The 16,505-nt window shown below is 42.2% G+C and carries 9 protein-coding genes; 5 read left to right on the top strand and 4 right to left on the bottom strand.

The genetic code is table 11. The features are described 5' to 3' along the window. The first annotated feature begins 56 nt into the window (after window positions 1-56). Window positions 57-1,268, top strand: a complete 1,212-nt coding sequence (locus AB6811_RS12785) for a PP2C family protein-serine/threonine phosphatase (protein ID WP_369490906.1) — start codon at window positions 57-59, stop codon at window positions 1,266-1,268. 211 nt (window positions 1,269-1,479) lie between these two features. On the opposite strand, the gene AB6811_RS12780 is transcribed toward AB6811_RS12785, so the two are convergent. From AB6811_RS12780 to rpiB, 4 genes are all read right to left on the bottom strand, one after another. Further along, on the bottom strand, window positions 1,480-1,650 hold the full coding sequence (locus AB6811_RS12780) for a hypothetical protein (protein ID WP_369490904.1): 171 nt from the start codon (window positions 1,648-1,650) through the stop codon (window positions 1,480-1,482). A 457-nt stretch (window positions 1,651-2,107) separates the two neighbouring features. After that, window positions 2,108-3,973 carry a mucoidy inhibitor MuiA family protein gene (locus tag AB6811_RS12775; protein ID WP_369490902.1) on the bottom strand — a complete coding sequence of 622 codons (1,866 nt, stop codon included), beginning with the start codon at window positions 3,971-3,973 and terminating at the stop codon, window positions 2,108-2,110. 110 nt (window positions 3,974-4,083) lie between these two features. Next, window positions 4,084-5,061: a deoxyhypusine synthase family protein gene (locus AB6811_RS12770; RefSeq protein ID WP_369490901.1), complete on the bottom strand. Its 978-nt coding sequence runs from the start codon at window positions 5,059-5,061 to the stop codon at window positions 4,084-4,086. Window positions 5,062-5,098: 37 nt separating this feature from the next. Further along, entirely contained in the window at window positions 5,099-5,539 is a 441-nt protein-coding gene (gene rpiB / locus AB6811_RS12765) for a ribose 5-phosphate isomerase B (protein WP_369490900.1), read from the bottom strand. Window positions 5,540-5,697: 158 nt separating this feature from the next. On the opposite strand from rpiB, the gene hemW reads away from it, so the two are divergent. From hemW to AB6811_RS12745, 4 genes are all read left to right on the top strand, one after another. Next, window positions 5,698-6,825, top strand: a complete 1,128-nt coding sequence (gene hemW / locus AB6811_RS12760; protein WP_369490899.1) for a radical SAM family heme chaperone HemW — start codon at window positions 5,698-5,700, stop codon at window positions 6,823-6,825. 91 nt (window positions 6,826-6,916) lie between these two features. After that, window positions 6,917-12,202 carry a C25 family cysteine peptidase gene (locus AB6811_RS12755; RefSeq protein WP_369490898.1) on the top strand — a complete coding sequence of 1,762 codons (5,286 nt, stop codon included), beginning with the start codon at window positions 6,917-6,919 and terminating at the stop codon, window positions 12,200-12,202. 105 nt (window positions 12,203-12,307) lie between these two features. Then, entirely contained in the window at window positions 12,308-15,217 is a 2,910-nt protein-coding gene (locus AB6811_RS12750; protein ID WP_369490897.1) for an ATP-binding protein, read from the top strand. Window positions 15,218-15,655: 438 nt separating this feature from the next. After that, a complete protein-coding gene (locus tag AB6811_RS12745; RefSeq protein WP_369490896.1) occupies window positions 15,656-16,375 on the top strand; it encodes a DUF3784 domain-containing protein in 720 nt (239 codons plus the stop codon). The last annotated feature ends 130 nt before the right edge of the window (window positions 16,376-16,505 follow it).

Here is a 16,505-nt window from a genome sequence, read left to right as displayed (position 1 = left end):
GGCTAAAAAACTCGTTATTCCCTAATAAATTAATAACTTACATAAAAAAATGCGCCATGGAAATAAAAGCCCTTTACCCGGAATTTGAGGAGGCATTGGTTAACGAGCTTAAGCAGTTGCCGGTAATGGAAATTGATGCTGGCATGGAGATACCCATGCACGGGAATGTTGCATCGCATATACCTTTGGGCGTTGAAGGGTCGGTTCGTGTTTTTGCACGCGACAGCGAAGGACATGAAGCCGATTTGTATGAGGTTAAACCGGGAGTAGCCTGTATTGTTTCGTTTACATCGGCTATGATTGATACTCCGGCAATAACCTATGCCAAGGCAAAGCAAAAATCAAAAATAATTCCGGTTCCCAAGGAGTTGTCAAACACATGGTTTGTTAAGTACCCCTCGTGGCGACAATACATAATTGGGCTATACCAGAACCGCCTCGATGAATTAATCAGACAAAATGAAAGGGTTGTAGCCCAAAAGGAAATGATTGAAATTCAAAAAAATCAGATTATCCAGAGCATTAACTATGCCCGAAACATTCAGAAAGCAGTTTTGCCTGTTGAGAGTCAGCTCAAGGAGTTTTTTGCCGATTACTTCATACTTTACATCCCCAAGGATATTGTTTCCGGTGATTTTTACTGGACATACTACCAAAACGACATGGTATTCTTTGCTGCTGCCGATGCTACCGGTCATGGGGTGCCAGGAGCTTTTATGAGTATGTTAGGAATATCGCTAATGAATGAAATCTGCTATAACTTCAGCGGTAACGCTGCAGACTTTTTAAACACCATGCGAAACAAAACCAAGGAGGCACTTAAGCAAACCAGCTTTGACTCTGGCCCCCGCGATGGGTTCGATTTACAGCTTTGTATTTTCCACACCCGTCAAGGCATTGTTGAGTATGCCGGCGCAAACAATAACCTTTTGCTAAGTAGAAATAACCAGATCTTTGAGTTTAATGCCGATAAAATGCCAGTTGGAGTAGCCTACAAGGAAGAGAAACCGTTTACCAATCACTCCATAAGTGTTCAGGATAATGATATATTTTATCTATTTTCCGATGGCTATAAGGATCAATTCGGAGGAACTGAACAGCAAAAGTTTTCCAAGAAAAGGTTTTACAACCTGCTTAGCCAAATAAGCTCAAAACCGCTTACTGAACAGAAAGAAATTCTTGAAAAGAAATTTCACGACTGGAAGGGCAGCAACACACAGGTTGACGATGTTCTGGTTATGGGCATAAAAATCAGGGCTAAGGAATAGCTTTATTAAAGCTATTCTATTGTATCATTTATTCACTGCTGAAAATTGAACCAAACTCGGGAAACCTATTTTTTTCTTGGATAGTGTAAAATCGAAAAATATTGTCATGAAAGTTATATTTTTAAAAACTGCAAGTCATCTATTTAAAAAATCTGATTTTTAAATAGAAATCCACCTATTATCTCAATTTATTTTTTGAATCAAAATCTAGCTAATAGGTTTCACCGATACTTACACCCACTGGAACAAACAGTATATCATCGGTTTCAGCTCCTGAAAAAGGATACTCTACAAAAATTTTAAAATTTAACTTCTTCTTTAAGGATTGGAACCTGTAACCCAAAATGGGATACAAAATGTAGGGTTGAGTTGTTTTTCCCATGATTACAGTACCACCCAAACCTACCTCAAAAAAATGTTTTGAAAATCCTATATTGCATGTTACATGGTGAGGGATAGTTGTGATTTATGCGGTTCCGGACATGGAGAATAGATACATATATTAAACTCCTCGTTGTAGCCAGCACCAAGTTTTGCAGAAAAATGCAAATTCGGTTTTATGGAATAAAACCGCTCATAACTTAGTGAAACCATTGAAGCATCACCAAGTATGCTTAGGTAGATACTTGATAAAGGACGCAACCTACAAGTATCATTGACCTCTTGTGCTCCTACATAGGTGAATGAAAAAAATAAGAGTATTACATAAAGATACCTTTTCATTTTAAAAAAGCCAATTGGGTTGATATTTGACAGCATAAATATTTTATGGTATAAAAAAAAGATAACACCCATGGTTATCGCATTTAACCATGGGTGTTTAAATATTCATGTTTTTGTTACTCCACATACAAGTTTCTATTTTTCGGAAACTTAACCTTGTAGGTTAAAATGAGTTCCTTAAACTGCCCTGCCGGTACTGTTAAATCCCATTTCACCTCTCCTGTTTCGGGATTAACCAATGCATTGCTTTGCTCAACAACAGTTACTTTAATTTCCTCGTTGGTCGATATGGGAACCTGATCGAGCACTGTTATCTGTATATCCTGATTCTTATTATTTTTTACAGTTATTTTCCAGCTCCGGGTCTCCTCCTTGTAGGTACCAATCAGCTGCTTTTGAGTAAAATCTTTTATTTTTTCGCGCTTAACGGCTATAGATTTATCAACTCCTAACGATATTGCAAGGGTATCAAGCGCTGAGCGCGTGTCAATAAGCGTTGAACCAATGTAGGTGTTTTCAAAGTAAACGTTTGCCTCAGCATCGAGCAGGTTATACATTTCCCAACTGGGTATATATGCCGATAGGTATGCACCCTTTTCAACTTTGGGTACTGAATAGTACCTGTAAAATGCTGGAACCTCGTAGGTAAGTAATTTTACCTCCTGCGACTTATTTTCCGAAGCTAACGTGAATGGTTTACTAACCTCAAATTCAACGTTGGTTGGCTTTTCAATAACTCCCATTTCGCTTACAGCAGCTGCGGTTACCTTGGGTTTAGGTTGCGACTTTCTGTATGCAGGTTGTTCAGTATCCGCATATGATACACCAAGAGCAGTTACAACAACCTCTTCCAATCTAACCTCATCGGGTTCAAGAGTAACATCAATTCGGCCAGAGTTTACGGGTAATGTTTGGGTTTTATATCCCACAAAGCTGTAGGTTAAAGTTCTGGAATCGGTTGGGATATTGATAGTGTAAAAACCTTCGGCATTGGTAACGGTTCCAATGGTAGTTCCAGGAACAACTATGGTAACCCCAGGAATTGGCATACCGTCGGGATCGCGAACAAACCCCTCTACCCTGCTATTTGTTTTTGTGTACCGTGGGGGTTGTACCCCATAGTTCAGCACATAGGTTTTAAGTTTTGGGGCCACACCCGATACATTGGGCTCGGCATTGGATAATTTCAGATTTACGTTTTTCCAGTTCTCGGAAGTTTCCTGCCTAATATTGGCCTTGTAAACCAAACTTAACGGTTGGTTAAGGGCATTTGCCCTTATATCGTAACGGGGTAACCAACCAGCATTTTTTACAAGGTAGCTTACCTCAATGGGTACACCATTCCTAATGCTTTCCGTTTCAAGCAATACATCAATTGTACCAGTGGGTAGTACAGGTTTGGAACTTATTGTTGAAATCTGCCGATTTACTTCATCAATTTTTATTTCTACCTCACTCAGCTGGTCATTTAGTTCGAGGCTCTTGAAACGTAGCTCCTTTAACCTCGTCCCATAGTAAGCTGATGCATCCTTGAGTATTTGTACCGGAACAGCCTCATTTTTACCGCTAATGGTTTTGTTTTCATTCAAAAAACTTATCTCCTCGTTAACTACAGCTATACTTGTATTTATTGATTTTCTTTGTGCCTCGAGTTCCTTTAACTTTTTATTTAGAATCTCAATCTCCTCATTCCTCTCCTTTTTTCCTATAAAGTTATTTGAATGGTTTACGCCTTCAATTGACACACCATCGGGGGTTTTAACAATAATTGTTTTAAAATCGATGTAAGGGGAAAGGCTTGTGAAGCTAATTTTTGTTCGCCCTTCAGGAAGGTTAACCTGTGCCTTACGGGTTACTGAGGCGGCATCGAGGTAAACAGCCACATCGGTGATATTTGAATTAACCTCAACGGCTTTTTGTGCTGAAATGGTATAAGGTAAAACCTGTAGCACTAACATTAAAATACCTGCTATTCGTTTCATAAATTATTTTTTAATTCAACGTAAGTTAACAAATTTTATTCCAACGAGCCAAAAAAATAGGCCAAGGATTGTCCCTGGCCAATAAGTATGAATTTGAAAGATGCTTTCTGTTACCAACCCAGCACGTAGGCAAAAATGAGTGGTGCCACAATGGTGGCATCGGACTCAATGATAAACTTTGGGGTATCGATATTGAGTTTTCCCCAGGTAATTTTCTCATTGGGTACTGCACCCGAGTAAGAGCCATAGCTGGTGGTTGAGTCGCTGATTTGGCAGAAGTAGCTCCAGAAAGGAACTCCGGTACGTTCAAGATCCTGATGTAGCATGGGAACCACACAAATTGGGAAATCGCCGGCGATACCTCCGCCTATCTGGAAGAAACCTACTCCCTTATTACCGGCATTGTTGGTGTACCAGTCGGCAAGGAACATCATATACTCAATACCCGATTTTACAATTGAAGGCTTTAGCTCACCGGTAATGCAGTATGAGGCAAAAATGTTACCCATGGTTGAGTCCTCCCAACCCGGAACTACGATAGGTAAATTCTTTTCAGCTGCGGCTATCACCCAGGAATTCTTTGGGTCAATCTGGTAGTACTGCTCTAGCACACCGCTCTTTAGCATTTTGTACATATACTCGTGAGGGAAGTAACGTTCACCTTTATCCTGTGCCTCTTTCCAAACATCGAATAGGTGCGACTGTAGCCTGCGGAATGCTTCCTCCTCAGGAATACAGGTATCGGTAACGCGGTTCAGGCCGCTTTGAAGCAACTCCCACTCCTGCTGTGGGGTAAGATCGCGATAGTGCGGTACGCGCTTGTAGTGGTTGTGGGCAACCAGGTTCATTAAATCCTCCTCAAGGTTAGCACCGGTACACGAAATGATCTGAACCTTATCCTGGCGTATCATTTCGGCTAAGCTGATACCAAGCTCAGCGGTACTCATGGCACCGGCCAGGGTAATCATCATCTTCTTGCCGCTCTCAATGTGGGCTTTGTATGCCTTTGCTGCATCAACCAGGGTTGCTGAGTTAAAGTGCAGGTAGTGCTTCTCAATAAACGAAGTTATAGGTTTACTGCTGTCCATTGCTAATAGTTTTAATGTTTAATTCATTGATGGTATTCTATTTCACAGGAATTTTCTCAACCCTACGGGTATGACGGCCACCCTCGAACTTGGCGTCAAGAAAAGCCTTTACTATTTGTTTGGCCTCACTAACGCTAACAAAGCGGGCAGGAATGGCACAAACATTAGCATCGTTATGCTGGCGGGCAAGAGTAGCAATTTCCGGTAACCAGCACAATGCCGACCGTACCCCCTGGTGCTTATTGGCTGTAATTGATACCCCGTTACCACTGCCACAAAGCAATATTCCTAGCTGGTAATCGCCCTTTTCAATGGCAGTTGCCAACGGATGAGCAAAATCAGGGTAATCAACGCTATCGTCGCTGTGTGTTCCAAAATCCCAAACATTATACCCCAGCTCAGCAAGATATTTCTTAAGCTCCTCTTTGGTTGAATATCCCGCATGATCCGACGCAATGGCAAGTGTAGGTTTACTCATATTTGTAACAGATTCAAGATTCTCTAAAAATACAACGTTTCGATTTCTGAATACTGAATTCCACTTAAATCATCCCAGCTAATCATTACCTTTGCAAAGATAAAGTGTTTTTATGTTTTAAGTACAATCATTTAGCTTTGCTTAAGCAATCGGATACCATGGCAGGAATTTACATACATGTTCCGTTTTGTAGGAAAAAATGCAGCTACTGCGACTTTTACTCGGTGGGCGAAGCTAAAATGGATAACCATTTTACCGATTTTGTGCTTAAAGAGCTCAGCCTCAGGAACCCTTTAATAGCTGATAGAATAGTAAAAACCATTTACTTTGGAGGTGGTACACCATCGCTATTGCCTACTGGCAATATCAAGAGAATTATTTCCGGTTTAGGTGATTTTTTTGGAGTTGACCCCAATGCAGAAATTACCATTGAGGTAAACCCCGACGATGTTACCCTTGAGCTGGCTGAGCAATACCAAGCAATTGGTGTTAACAGGGTAAGCATTGGCATTCAATCGTTTAACAATGATGAGTTGATTTTTCTTGGCCGACGACACGATGTTGATAAAGCAGTTGAGGCTATTCGTATATTTAGGAAAGCGGGTATTGCAAACATCAGCATCGATTTAATTTATGGGCTACCCCATTCAACGTTGAAAAGTTGGGAACACTCGTTAAATGTAGCATTTGGGTTAGATATTCAGCACCTATCGTGCTACCACCTTACCTACGAGGAGGGAACCCCGCTTACCCGAAGGGTAGCCAAGGGAACTGTAATTCCCCTTGATGAAGAGCTGAGCAAGGCCCAGTTCGATTTGCTATGTGAGATGTCCAAAAATTATGGTTTCATTCACTACGAAATATCGAACCTGGCAAAACCGGGCTATATCTCAAAACACAACAGCGGTTACTGGTTGGGCGAAGAATACCTTGGTTTAGGCCCATCGGCACACTCATTCAACAGGTCAATGCGATGGTGGAATCCATCGTCCATTACCGGTTGGGAAAAGGAAGTTGACTCAGCCAATTTTCCCAAAAACATGGAAGCAATCGGTGAGGTTACCCGCTTTAATGAGCTACTCATTACCCGCCTACGGACTATGTGGGGTGTAAACCTTGAAGAGGTTGCGAATGGATTCTCACCTGAAATATATAACCGTCTTCGCAAAAAAATCATACCCTTTACTGCGTCGGGTAAAATGGTAATGGAAAACAACATCCTTAAAATTCCACCCAGCTATTACTTTATTAGCGACTCTATTGTGGCTGAATTACTTATGGTCTAAATTACTGACCCTTATTTGGAAAAATTATTGCAACCATTGAGTTGATATATTCGTTTTACTATATTGCGGGATTATTTAAAATTTTGAACTGATGAAAAAAATTTTAGCTTTAATCTTTCTTTCATTTGCCCTAACAGCAAATTCGCAGCCTAAAAAAATTGCATTGCAGGCTAATGGCATGAAACCCGAAAAGGTTAACCCTGAAAAATTCTATGCCACCTCGCAGAATAACTTCCGCTTTAGTATCAGTATTGATGAACTCAGTTGGGATAAGCAACAGGCAATTACCGGAGAAACCTACACAAAGCTATGGTTTAAAAACTCTATGCCCGATGGTGGTATAGGTGAACCTGAACTGCCTGTTATTAAAAAGTTAATACGTATTCCGCTAGGCGCCTCTGTTTCGGCTAGGGTCAGCAAGTATACTACCGATGAAATTGAACTCACCGCAAAAGGCATTAGTAACCCATTGTTCCCTGTTCAGCCATCGGCACGTAAGGATCAGGATACGCTACAGCTGCCATTCCATCTAAAGCCAGAGGCTTACCGCAAATCATCGTTTCAGATTGTAAAGCCCGATGTTTCCGTTGAAATTCTTGGTAACCTTAGGGGTTACACCATTGCTCGCCTTACGGTGCGACCTATTGACTACAACCCCTCCAAACAAAAAATCAGGATATTTAATGATATTGATGTTGATGTGACAGTTCAAGGGGGCATCACAAAAAGTTCTCCCGCTTCCGATCCTTTCTATTCGCCCTACTTCGATGTGGTTTACAAATCGATGTTAAACGCCGGGGGCGCTATTTACGATACCCACCCCGACTTAACCCGATACCCCGTTAGTATGCTTATTGTGTCGCACCGAATGTTCCAAACCGCATTACAGCCATTCGTGGAGTGGAAAACCCAAAAGGGTTTTAGTGTAACTGTAAAGTATACCGACGAGATTGGCGCAACCTCCGATGCCATTAAAACATACATACAAAGCGTTTACAACTCAGCTACACCTGAAAATCCTGCACCAACCTTTCTGGTTATTGTGGGTGATGTTGATCAGGTTCCCGCATCGGCAACCGGTTCACAATCGGGTAAGCTAACCGACCTTTACTACGCCAGTGTTGATGGCGATAAGTTCCCGGAGATGTACTACGGCCGCCTGTCGGCCACCAGCGAGGCTGAACTTACGGCCATTATCAACAAGATTCTTTACTACGAAAGGTTTCAGTTTGCCGATGCATCATACCTGAACAATTCCACATTGATAGCAGGTGCCGATGCAACCTGGAACCCGGCTATAGCACAGCCAACCATAAAGTATGCAACAGCAACCCATTTCAAGCCATCAAGCGGATGGAGTAACATTTACGAGTATGGGGTTACAAACGATCCTAATAATCCATCAGCATCATCGGGCTATACAGGGTGTTACGATCCCGAAAGGATTGCTGTAGGATTCATAAACTATACCGCTCACTGTGGCGAAACCGAATGGCAAAATCCAGCACTTACCATTAGCGCTGTAGAAACATTCACTAATAACCAGCAGTACCCATTTGTAGTAGCAAACTGCTGCCTGTCGGGTAATTTTGGTTACTCTGAGTCAGTTGGTGAGGCATGGCTCCGTAAAGCAAACGGTGGTGCTGTTACCTACATTGGTTCATCGCCCAATAGCTACTGGAAGGAGGATATGTACTGGGCGGTTGGTGCTTTCCCCATGAGCGGCGATAACAATGGGTACGTTCCCAGCTTTGAAGAATCCACAACCGGTGGCTACGATGCTCCATTTATTAGCGCCTACACCACCGCTGGAGCTATAATGTTTTGCGGTAACCTTGCCGTTACCCAAGCTGAACTAAACGACTACACCCGCCAAGTCAATTCCACCTACTACTGGGAAGCCTACAATGTACTTGGCGATCCCTCACTTACCCCATACTTTAAAGTACCCGAAACCAATCAGGTAACCTTCCCTGCTGCTGTGGCTGTTGGGATTAACTCAATTACTGTTGGTGCCAAAGCAAACTCATACGTTTCGCTTACTGCCAACGGTCAAATAATTGGAACAAAATTTTTTGACACCGACAACGTAATCGATATTGCTGTTCCCGTTTTAACGGAGCCAGGAAAGATTGTACTTACAGCAACTCGTCCATTAACCCAACCCTTTATTGATACCATTCGGGTTGTTGTGGCTGAAAATGCCTACCTAACCCTATCGACCAGTGAAATAGATGACTCTGAAGCAAATGGCAACTCTGTTGCCGATTATGGCGAAAACATCAAGGTAAACCTACTGGTGAAAAATGTTGGCAAAACCAATGCAACAAACATTGGAGCAAAAATTTCAGCAGGTACAGGCCTAATTTCGCTTACATCAGCCGACTCAATTGGAATTGGTAGTATAGATGCCGAATCGGAAAAATGGGTAAATGCAGCATATACATTCAGCATTCCCTCCAATATCACCGACAAGTACACACAGGTTTTTCCAATTACCTTCACCTCAACCGAAGGATCATGGACATCGAATTTAAGGATAACAGCCGCCGCTCCAAAAATAGTTTTTAACGGATACGCTGTAGTTGATACGTTAATGGGCAACTCAAATTCGCAACTTGACCGTAACGAATTGGTTGATCTAAAGTTTGAATTCCAAAATAAAGGAGGTTCTGCCATTCCCGATTTCTCGGCACAGGCAACCATTCCCGATTCACTCCTCAACGCGGTAAGTGTCAACTTTGAACCCATTTCAAATCGAACCATTCAGCCTGACGAAAAAGCAGTTCTTACCCTGCGGGTAAGCACATCACCAAACCTAACCCACGATACAATCCCCATTGACATAGACTATAGCTCCGTTAGCTACAGCAATGCCTCGGATCAGTTTACTAGCAAGGTACCAGTCTTACTTTTTGGAACTACCAAAATGACTAATGGTACCGTTAAAACCTGTGGGACTATTTTTACCGACACCGGTGGCGAGGCCGCCAACTACACTAACGGCGAGAACTATACACTAACTTTTGAAACCCTAAGCGATATTCAGCGATATAGTGTTGAGTTTACATCGTTCAGCACCGAATTGGGATACGATTACCTCCACATTTACGATGGTGCTGGCATTACTTCAAATGCCATTGCTGGCAACCCGTTTAATGGCAATACCGGCCCCGCTCCCTTTTATACAAGCGGAAACAGTGTTACATTCCGTTTCACATCCGATGGCTCAACAACGGCCTCAGGGTGGAAGGCAAAGCTGGAATGTTTTACTCCACAGCAATTGCCCAAGTGTATTGAAAGCCCAAAACCCGGGAATAATGAGCTTAATGTTGAATATAATCGGTTATCGTGGGGGGCCACCTCCGATGCCCTTTTCTACGATGTTTACATAGGAACCAACCCCGATTCTTTAGTTCTACTAAAAAGGGTTACCGAGGCGTATGTTGATATTCCGCTCATGCCGCAAACCAATTACTACTGGCGTGTAATGCCCGGCAACCATTTGGGTTTATGCGATAAACCCTGCGAGGTTTGGAATTTTACTACAGCATCAGTAATTGGACAGGTATTAATTACCAACTCTACCATTGAAGTGGACAGCCTATGGTTCTACGACACTGGCGGACCTACCTCGAATTATGGTAATAACGAGAATTACACAATTACCTTCAAGCCAAGAAATAACGGTCAAAAGGTAAAGGTTCAATTCATGGAGTTTGATGTGGAGTCGCACTCAACCTGTAGCTATGATTATCTGATTGTTTATGATGGCCCCAGCACACAAAGCCCTGAACTTGGTAAATACTGTGGGGATAATATGCCACCAACATATACCTCGACGAGCGCAAACGGCGAGTTGACATTCAAGTTTGTCTCCGATTTGAACACGGTTGGAACAGGATGGAAGGCAAAGATTACTACTACAGGTAGCATTACCACTTATCCAGTAACTTTCAATGTTAAAAACAATGGTAGTGCCATACCCGGCGCAACTGTAAGTACTGCAAATGGAATTAAATTTACATCGAGTTCGGGTTCGGTTAACTTCAATCTATCCAACGGAACATACAGCTACATAGTAAGAGCCAATGGTTATGAACCAGTTTTGGGTTCCACCCAAATTGCCGGCTCCGCTAAAACAATTGATGTTAATTTGACCAAACACGATACCATTCAACTACTGGTGCGTTCTGCCCTTGACCTAGCCGCCATACCACTGGCCAAAATACTGGTTAACAACCAAACCTACTACACATCGAACCTTGGGATGGCAACCATTTATATCCCTGCTGGAGATTATACGTTTAACCTCACCGCTGATGGTTACTATGCAAAGGATACAATCATAACGGTTCAAGCAGGTGGTGGTAATCACAATATTAACCTTACACCGGTTAGCTACAATGTACAGTTTACAATCTCCGATATAAACGGCAACAAAATCCCTAATGCCAAGGTATTTGTTGATACCCTTTTAGGCGAAACCAATAGCGAGGGATTAGCCTCATTCACCGTAAACAGAGGATTAAAAACCGTAAGCATTCAAAAGGAGGGTTTTGTTAGCACCGATTTTTGGTTGGAGCTAAGTTCCGATAGCTCTGTAAATGTTTTCCTGACCCCCGTTTACGGCGATGTTCATCAGGTTATGTTTAGTATAACCGGAACCGGGCCAAAAGGAACTTGGCCGCTGGATAACGCCTTAGTTAAAATCTATAACGGCACCCAGCTTTACCAGCAAGGTAAAACCCATAATGGTATTGCAACACTTTACCTGCCCAATGGAAACTACTCATACGAGGTGAGCCTGGAAGGGTACCAGGGCACGGAACAGATTGAATTCACAGTAAACAGTAACCCCATCGAAATTCCAGTTCAGCTAAACCAGCTAACCTTTAGCATCACCTTTGATGTACAAAGCGAGGGTAGCCCTGTTGCCAATGCAACCGTAAAAATTAACGGTTATTCCGACCAGCTTACCGACGCCAATGGCTTAGCTACCTTTAGCCAAGTAGGATACGAAAAGGGGTTACAGTTTAGCGTATTACACCCCAACTACTACTCCATTTCCGGAACCTTAGATGCTACAAAGTCAGAAACCATAAGTGTAAACCTCACCCCAACCTCAACCGATATTGTTGACCCCGACAAGAACTTATCAATGTACCCCAATCCGGCAACAAGCCACATCAGGATTGAGGCAAATGATACAATTGAATCCGTATCCATAGTTTCAATAAACGGAACACTAATGCATTGGGAACAAATCAACAATAGCAGGCACACCATCAACCTAAACTTGCCAACAGGAGTTTACGTGGTAAGGTTTAAAATGAGTAACGGTAGGTTATACCATAGAAAGCTAATGGTACACTAACCATATCAACCAGCATTGTTAATAAGTATGGGCATAAAAACATGCCCATTTCTTTTTATATGACCAAAAATTTTTACATTTGGCACAAATCAATGTGTTTAGTAAGTGTCAAGGTTTTTCAGGTTTTTCTCGTTACACAAATTTGCTCTGGCATTATCATTGGTTGCCATAACCACGCTATCGGTTGTGGTTTGGCAATTAGCCCAAAATATCGACCGGCAGAACATTCAAACAATCAGTGCCGACCTTCGGTCAGCGAACAATGATGTAATCAGGGATATTGAGCGTAGTTTCTGGGACATTAAGCTAGCCGATTACCAAAACGACGATGATAACGAAATTATTTTTGGGAAGAACATTAACCTGGAAGAATCAACCCTTTTCAACCTGGACAATAACACGCTTTTTGGCACCAATGTGCTTTTACTCCATAACAACAGGTTTTACGCTAAGGCGCTGTTCAAAACTAGTACCCACGAATTCGAGTATTGGTATCCAATTGCTAGAACTTTTAACCTTTACAATGCCTTAACCGGGAAACGGTTAGCAATTCTAACTGATAATGAAAATGACCTACTTAGCCAGCCATTAACCCTTGCCCGGGCAAAAAACCTAACAGGCGATAAAACAGCATTAATAGCAGCGGAAGGAGTTAAAAGTTATAACTGGGTTTTGCTTACTTTACCATTGCTGCTGTTGGTTGTGGCTACAGCTGTAATTTACTCACTATTAAAAAGGTCGAACTATCGCTTTTCAGGTACTCATTCCTCCGGTAAAACAGTACATAATAATGCCCGCGAAGTGCTAGCGCAAATCAACCTAAAATCGGCACTTAACAACTCAAACGTTGCGCTTAGGGTTATTGATACCAACTTTAGGGTGATATTCCAGAACCGGGAGTACGAAAAGCTAACCTCGGTTACGCTCAGTAAACCAAACCACCCATTATGCCACGAATCGTTCGGAAGCATTTACTGCCACACTGACGAGTGCCCCGTCCGGAGTATCCTAAATGGAGCCGAAGAGGTTAAACGCGAGGAGACAAGGTTCCTACCTACAGGCAAAAAAATATTAGTAGAGCTGCATGCCTACCCGTTAAAGGATGATTATGGCAACACCGTTGCGGTTGCCGAGGAGATTAAAGATATCACCGGAGTTCACTATACCGAGGAAATACTCCGACAAACCGAGAATCAGTTTACCGTATTTATCGACTCCTTACCCTTTGGGGTATTCATTGAGGATGGACTTACCCACGAAATTGTTTACCAAAACTTTTACCTCAAGCAGCTTACCTGTAATACCGGTTTCAAGGAGTTCATCAAGGGGGCTGAGATAATTGGCGTGGATGCCGATAACAATGTTACTGAGTTCCAGCTCATGGACTCCTCCGGAATAATGCGGTATTTCAATCTCCACCAATTCAAATTCCTTGGCGTAAACAACAGTTTAAAGATAGGCGGACTGTTTGTTGATAATACCCGCAAAAAAGAGATTGAGCATTACCGCGATGTGCTATCCAAGGCAATTGAGTTTACTCCGGTTAGCATTGCCATCCTATCGCCCTACTTTGAGTTTGAGTTCATCAATCCGAACTTTACTGAGATTACCGGCTTAACCATAGAGAACCTTTTTAGCAAAAGCATTTCCGATATCAACCTGGAATATAATGGCGGCAAGCATATTCAAAAGGCCCTCGATTCCGTTAGGGCTGGCAAAACCTGGCAGGGTGAGCTACAGCTAAATGGCAAGAATAGGGAGCGGATTTGGGTAAGCGCCTCGTTTACCCCGGTAATGTTTGAATCGAAACTTCAGCATATCCTTGTAATACTTGAGAATATTACTCGCCGTAAGGAATACGAAAAGGAACTTATACTTGCCAAAAACAAGGCTGAGGAATCGGATAGGATTAAAACCACATTCCTGAACAACATCTCGCACGAGATAAGAACGCCGCTTAACGCCATTATTGGATTCTCATCGGTTTTAACCGACCCATACCTGGGTCAATTTGAGCGTAGCGGCTTTTCCGATTTAATATACAAGAACTCACAGGAACTGCTTCAAATCATTGAGAACCTGCTGGAAATATCGCAGATTGAAGCAGGCGATATCAAGATAAGCAAGACCGAGTTCTCCGTTAACGCCCTGATGAACGAGATATACAGCACGTTTGAGGAGCAGGAAAGAGGAAGCTCGCGTATTAAGCTGAGCCTGCGTAAGGAAATTTTCCAGGACGACCTGGTTGTGCTTAGCGATCCGTCCCGAATAAAACAGGTTTTAAAGCACCTGCTTTCAAACTCGTTCAAGTTTACCCCCAATGGCTTTGTTGAGTTTGGTTACAGACTTAAGGATGAGAATAACCTCTTATTCTACGTTGTTGATAGCGGCATTGGCATTGAACCCGACAAAATGGATTTGATTTTTAATCCCTTCCGCCAAGCCGATAACTCAAGCACCCGCAGGCATGGTGGCCTGGGCTTAGGCCTTGCCATATCCAAGCATGTGGTGGAAAAGATGGGCGGGAAGATATGGATTAACAGCACGCCCGGCTCGGGAACAAGCGTTTTCTTTACCATTCCTTTTATTCCTGTTAAGCTTAAATTTGAAAACGTTAATGCTGGAAACGGGTTAAAGGAGTTTAACTGGGACGGCAAAACCATTCTGATTGCCGACGATATTGATGCCAACTTTGTATTCTTTAAGGCAGCCCTGCAGAAAACAAAAGCCAACCTGATTTGGGCGCGTAACGGCCTTGAGGCCCTAAATTACGTTCGCAATGGCGAGCCCGTTAACCTAATACTGATGGACCTGGTAATGCCCGAGATGGATGGCTTTGAGGCAACCCGTATCATAAAATCAATAAACCAAAAGCTACCGGTTGTAGGCCAAACCGCCTACCCTGAAACCATATCGAGCAATAAGCTTGCCGAGTGTGGCTTTGATACCGTTCTGGAAAAACCCATCCGCACCAACCAAATGCTCATGGAAATTGATAGGTTTTTGGTGAACTAATATTGATGGAGCTGAATGATTCGGAATGATTCGGAATGTTAGAATGCGTGTGAATTTGAGTTCATTTATACAAAGAGGATATTGAATATTTTAAGAGTAAATTCTTCAATTGACAAATCTCAATTCAACATAATAGTAATAAGTTGGCATTGGTTGTCAAAATCATTCTAAATTACAGCATGCTACATGAATCTCTATTACTACTGTTCGCCTAAAGTTTAAAGAATTAATATAACATGATTAGTCTATCCCCTAAGAGGAATAGCAAATGTTGGGCTTGGGTTATTATATTTCATTACTTTCGGCGAAACTAAATCATATTACCGCAAAGCGGTTAAACAGTTGTAATAGAATAGAAAATAGAATACTTTTAACTCCTCGTAAAGGATATAGATTTTTAACCGAACAGTAGTGATTAAAGTAAAAACTCCCCTCACAATGGACATTCTTATTATCATAATCGGACTTTTCATGGCTGCCATTGGTTTTCTGGCTAAAGCCTACCCTAACCTGATTGCAGGCTATAACACCATGCCTAGGGATAAAAAGAAAAATGTCGACATTGACGGTTTGTCAACTCTCATACGCAACGGCCTTGCCATTACAGGGCTCACCATTATTGGCAGCTACTTTGTTTTTAAGTGGCTGGGCTTTACTACTGTTGCTAACCTGATGATAGTTATTGTAACCCTTGCAGGAGTTACTACTCTTGCCATTAAGGCGCAGCGCTTTGACCATAACAAAAGCAAATCAAAACTTCACTTCCTGGTTTTTGGTGCTGCAATCATCTTTGTAGCGAGCTTGCTCACCTATGGTTTTATTCCCACAAAGGTAATTTATGGCAATAATTCCGTTAGGTTTAGCGGTATGAATGGCATTACAGTAAATATCGATGAAGTTGCAAGCGTTGAACTTGCTAATGCCATCCCAAAAATAAAGCTACGCACCAACGGCTTTAGCGTTGGAACTGTGAATAAAGGCACTTTTATTTTTGACAGTATTGGCAAATGCCGACTGCTGATTAACTCGGGCAGTAAGCCTTACATAGTTCTCACAAAAAACAGTGGCGAGGTTTGTATAATCAACCTGAAAAGCAGCTCCCAAACCCACGATGCCTACCAAAACATTTTAAAACTTGTATCGCAGGGGGAAAGGTAATTATCCGAGGTACTAACCTCTGCAAAGCTTTATCTTTTCCAGGTAAGCAGGTTATGGCGCATACCAATTGATTCACAAAAACCCGTTTACAACATCTGCTAGCACAAAATTTTGGCTTGGGTTTAAGTGA

It is taken from the genome of Tenuifilum sp. 4138str, assembly GCF_041102575.1.
Taxonomy (GTDB): Bacteria; Bacteroidota; Bacteroidia; order Bacteroidales; family Tenuifilaceae; genus Tenuifilum; species Tenuifilum osseticum.
This window is presented reverse-complemented; position numbering and strand designations above follow the sequence as displayed.

What these genes read in the sequence shown, in the direction of transcription:
- AB6811_RS12785 (WP_369490906.1), top strand. Translation starts at nt 57, where the DNA reads ATGGAAATAAAAGCCCTTTACCCGGAATTTGAGGAGGCATTGGTTAAC.
- AB6811_RS12780 (WP_369490904.1), bottom strand. Translation starts at nt 1,650, where the DNA reads ATGGGAAAAACAACTCAACCCTACATTTTGTATCCCATTTTGGGTTAC.
- AB6811_RS12775 (WP_369490902.1), bottom strand. Translation starts at nt 3,973, where the DNA reads ATGAAACGAATAGCAGGTATTTTAATGTTAGTGCTACAGGTTTTACCT.
- AB6811_RS12770 (WP_369490901.1), bottom strand. Translation starts at nt 5,061, where the DNA reads ATGGACAGCAGTAAACCTATAACTTCGTTTATTGAGAAGCACTACCTG.
- rpiB (WP_369490900.1), bottom strand. Translation starts at nt 5,539, where the DNA reads ATGAGTAAACCTACACTTGCCATTGCGTCGGATCATGCGGGATATTCA.
- hemW (WP_369490899.1), top strand. Translation starts at nt 5,698, where the DNA reads ATGGCAGGAATTTACATACATGTTCCGTTTTGTAGGAAAAAATGCAGC.
- AB6811_RS12755 (WP_369490898.1), top strand. Translation starts at nt 6,917, where the DNA reads ATGAAAAAAATTTTAGCTTTAATCTTTCTTTCATTTGCCCTAACAGCA.
- AB6811_RS12745 (WP_369490896.1), top strand. Translation starts at nt 15,656, where the DNA reads ATGGACATTCTTATTATCATAATCGGACTTTTCATGGCTGCCATTGGT.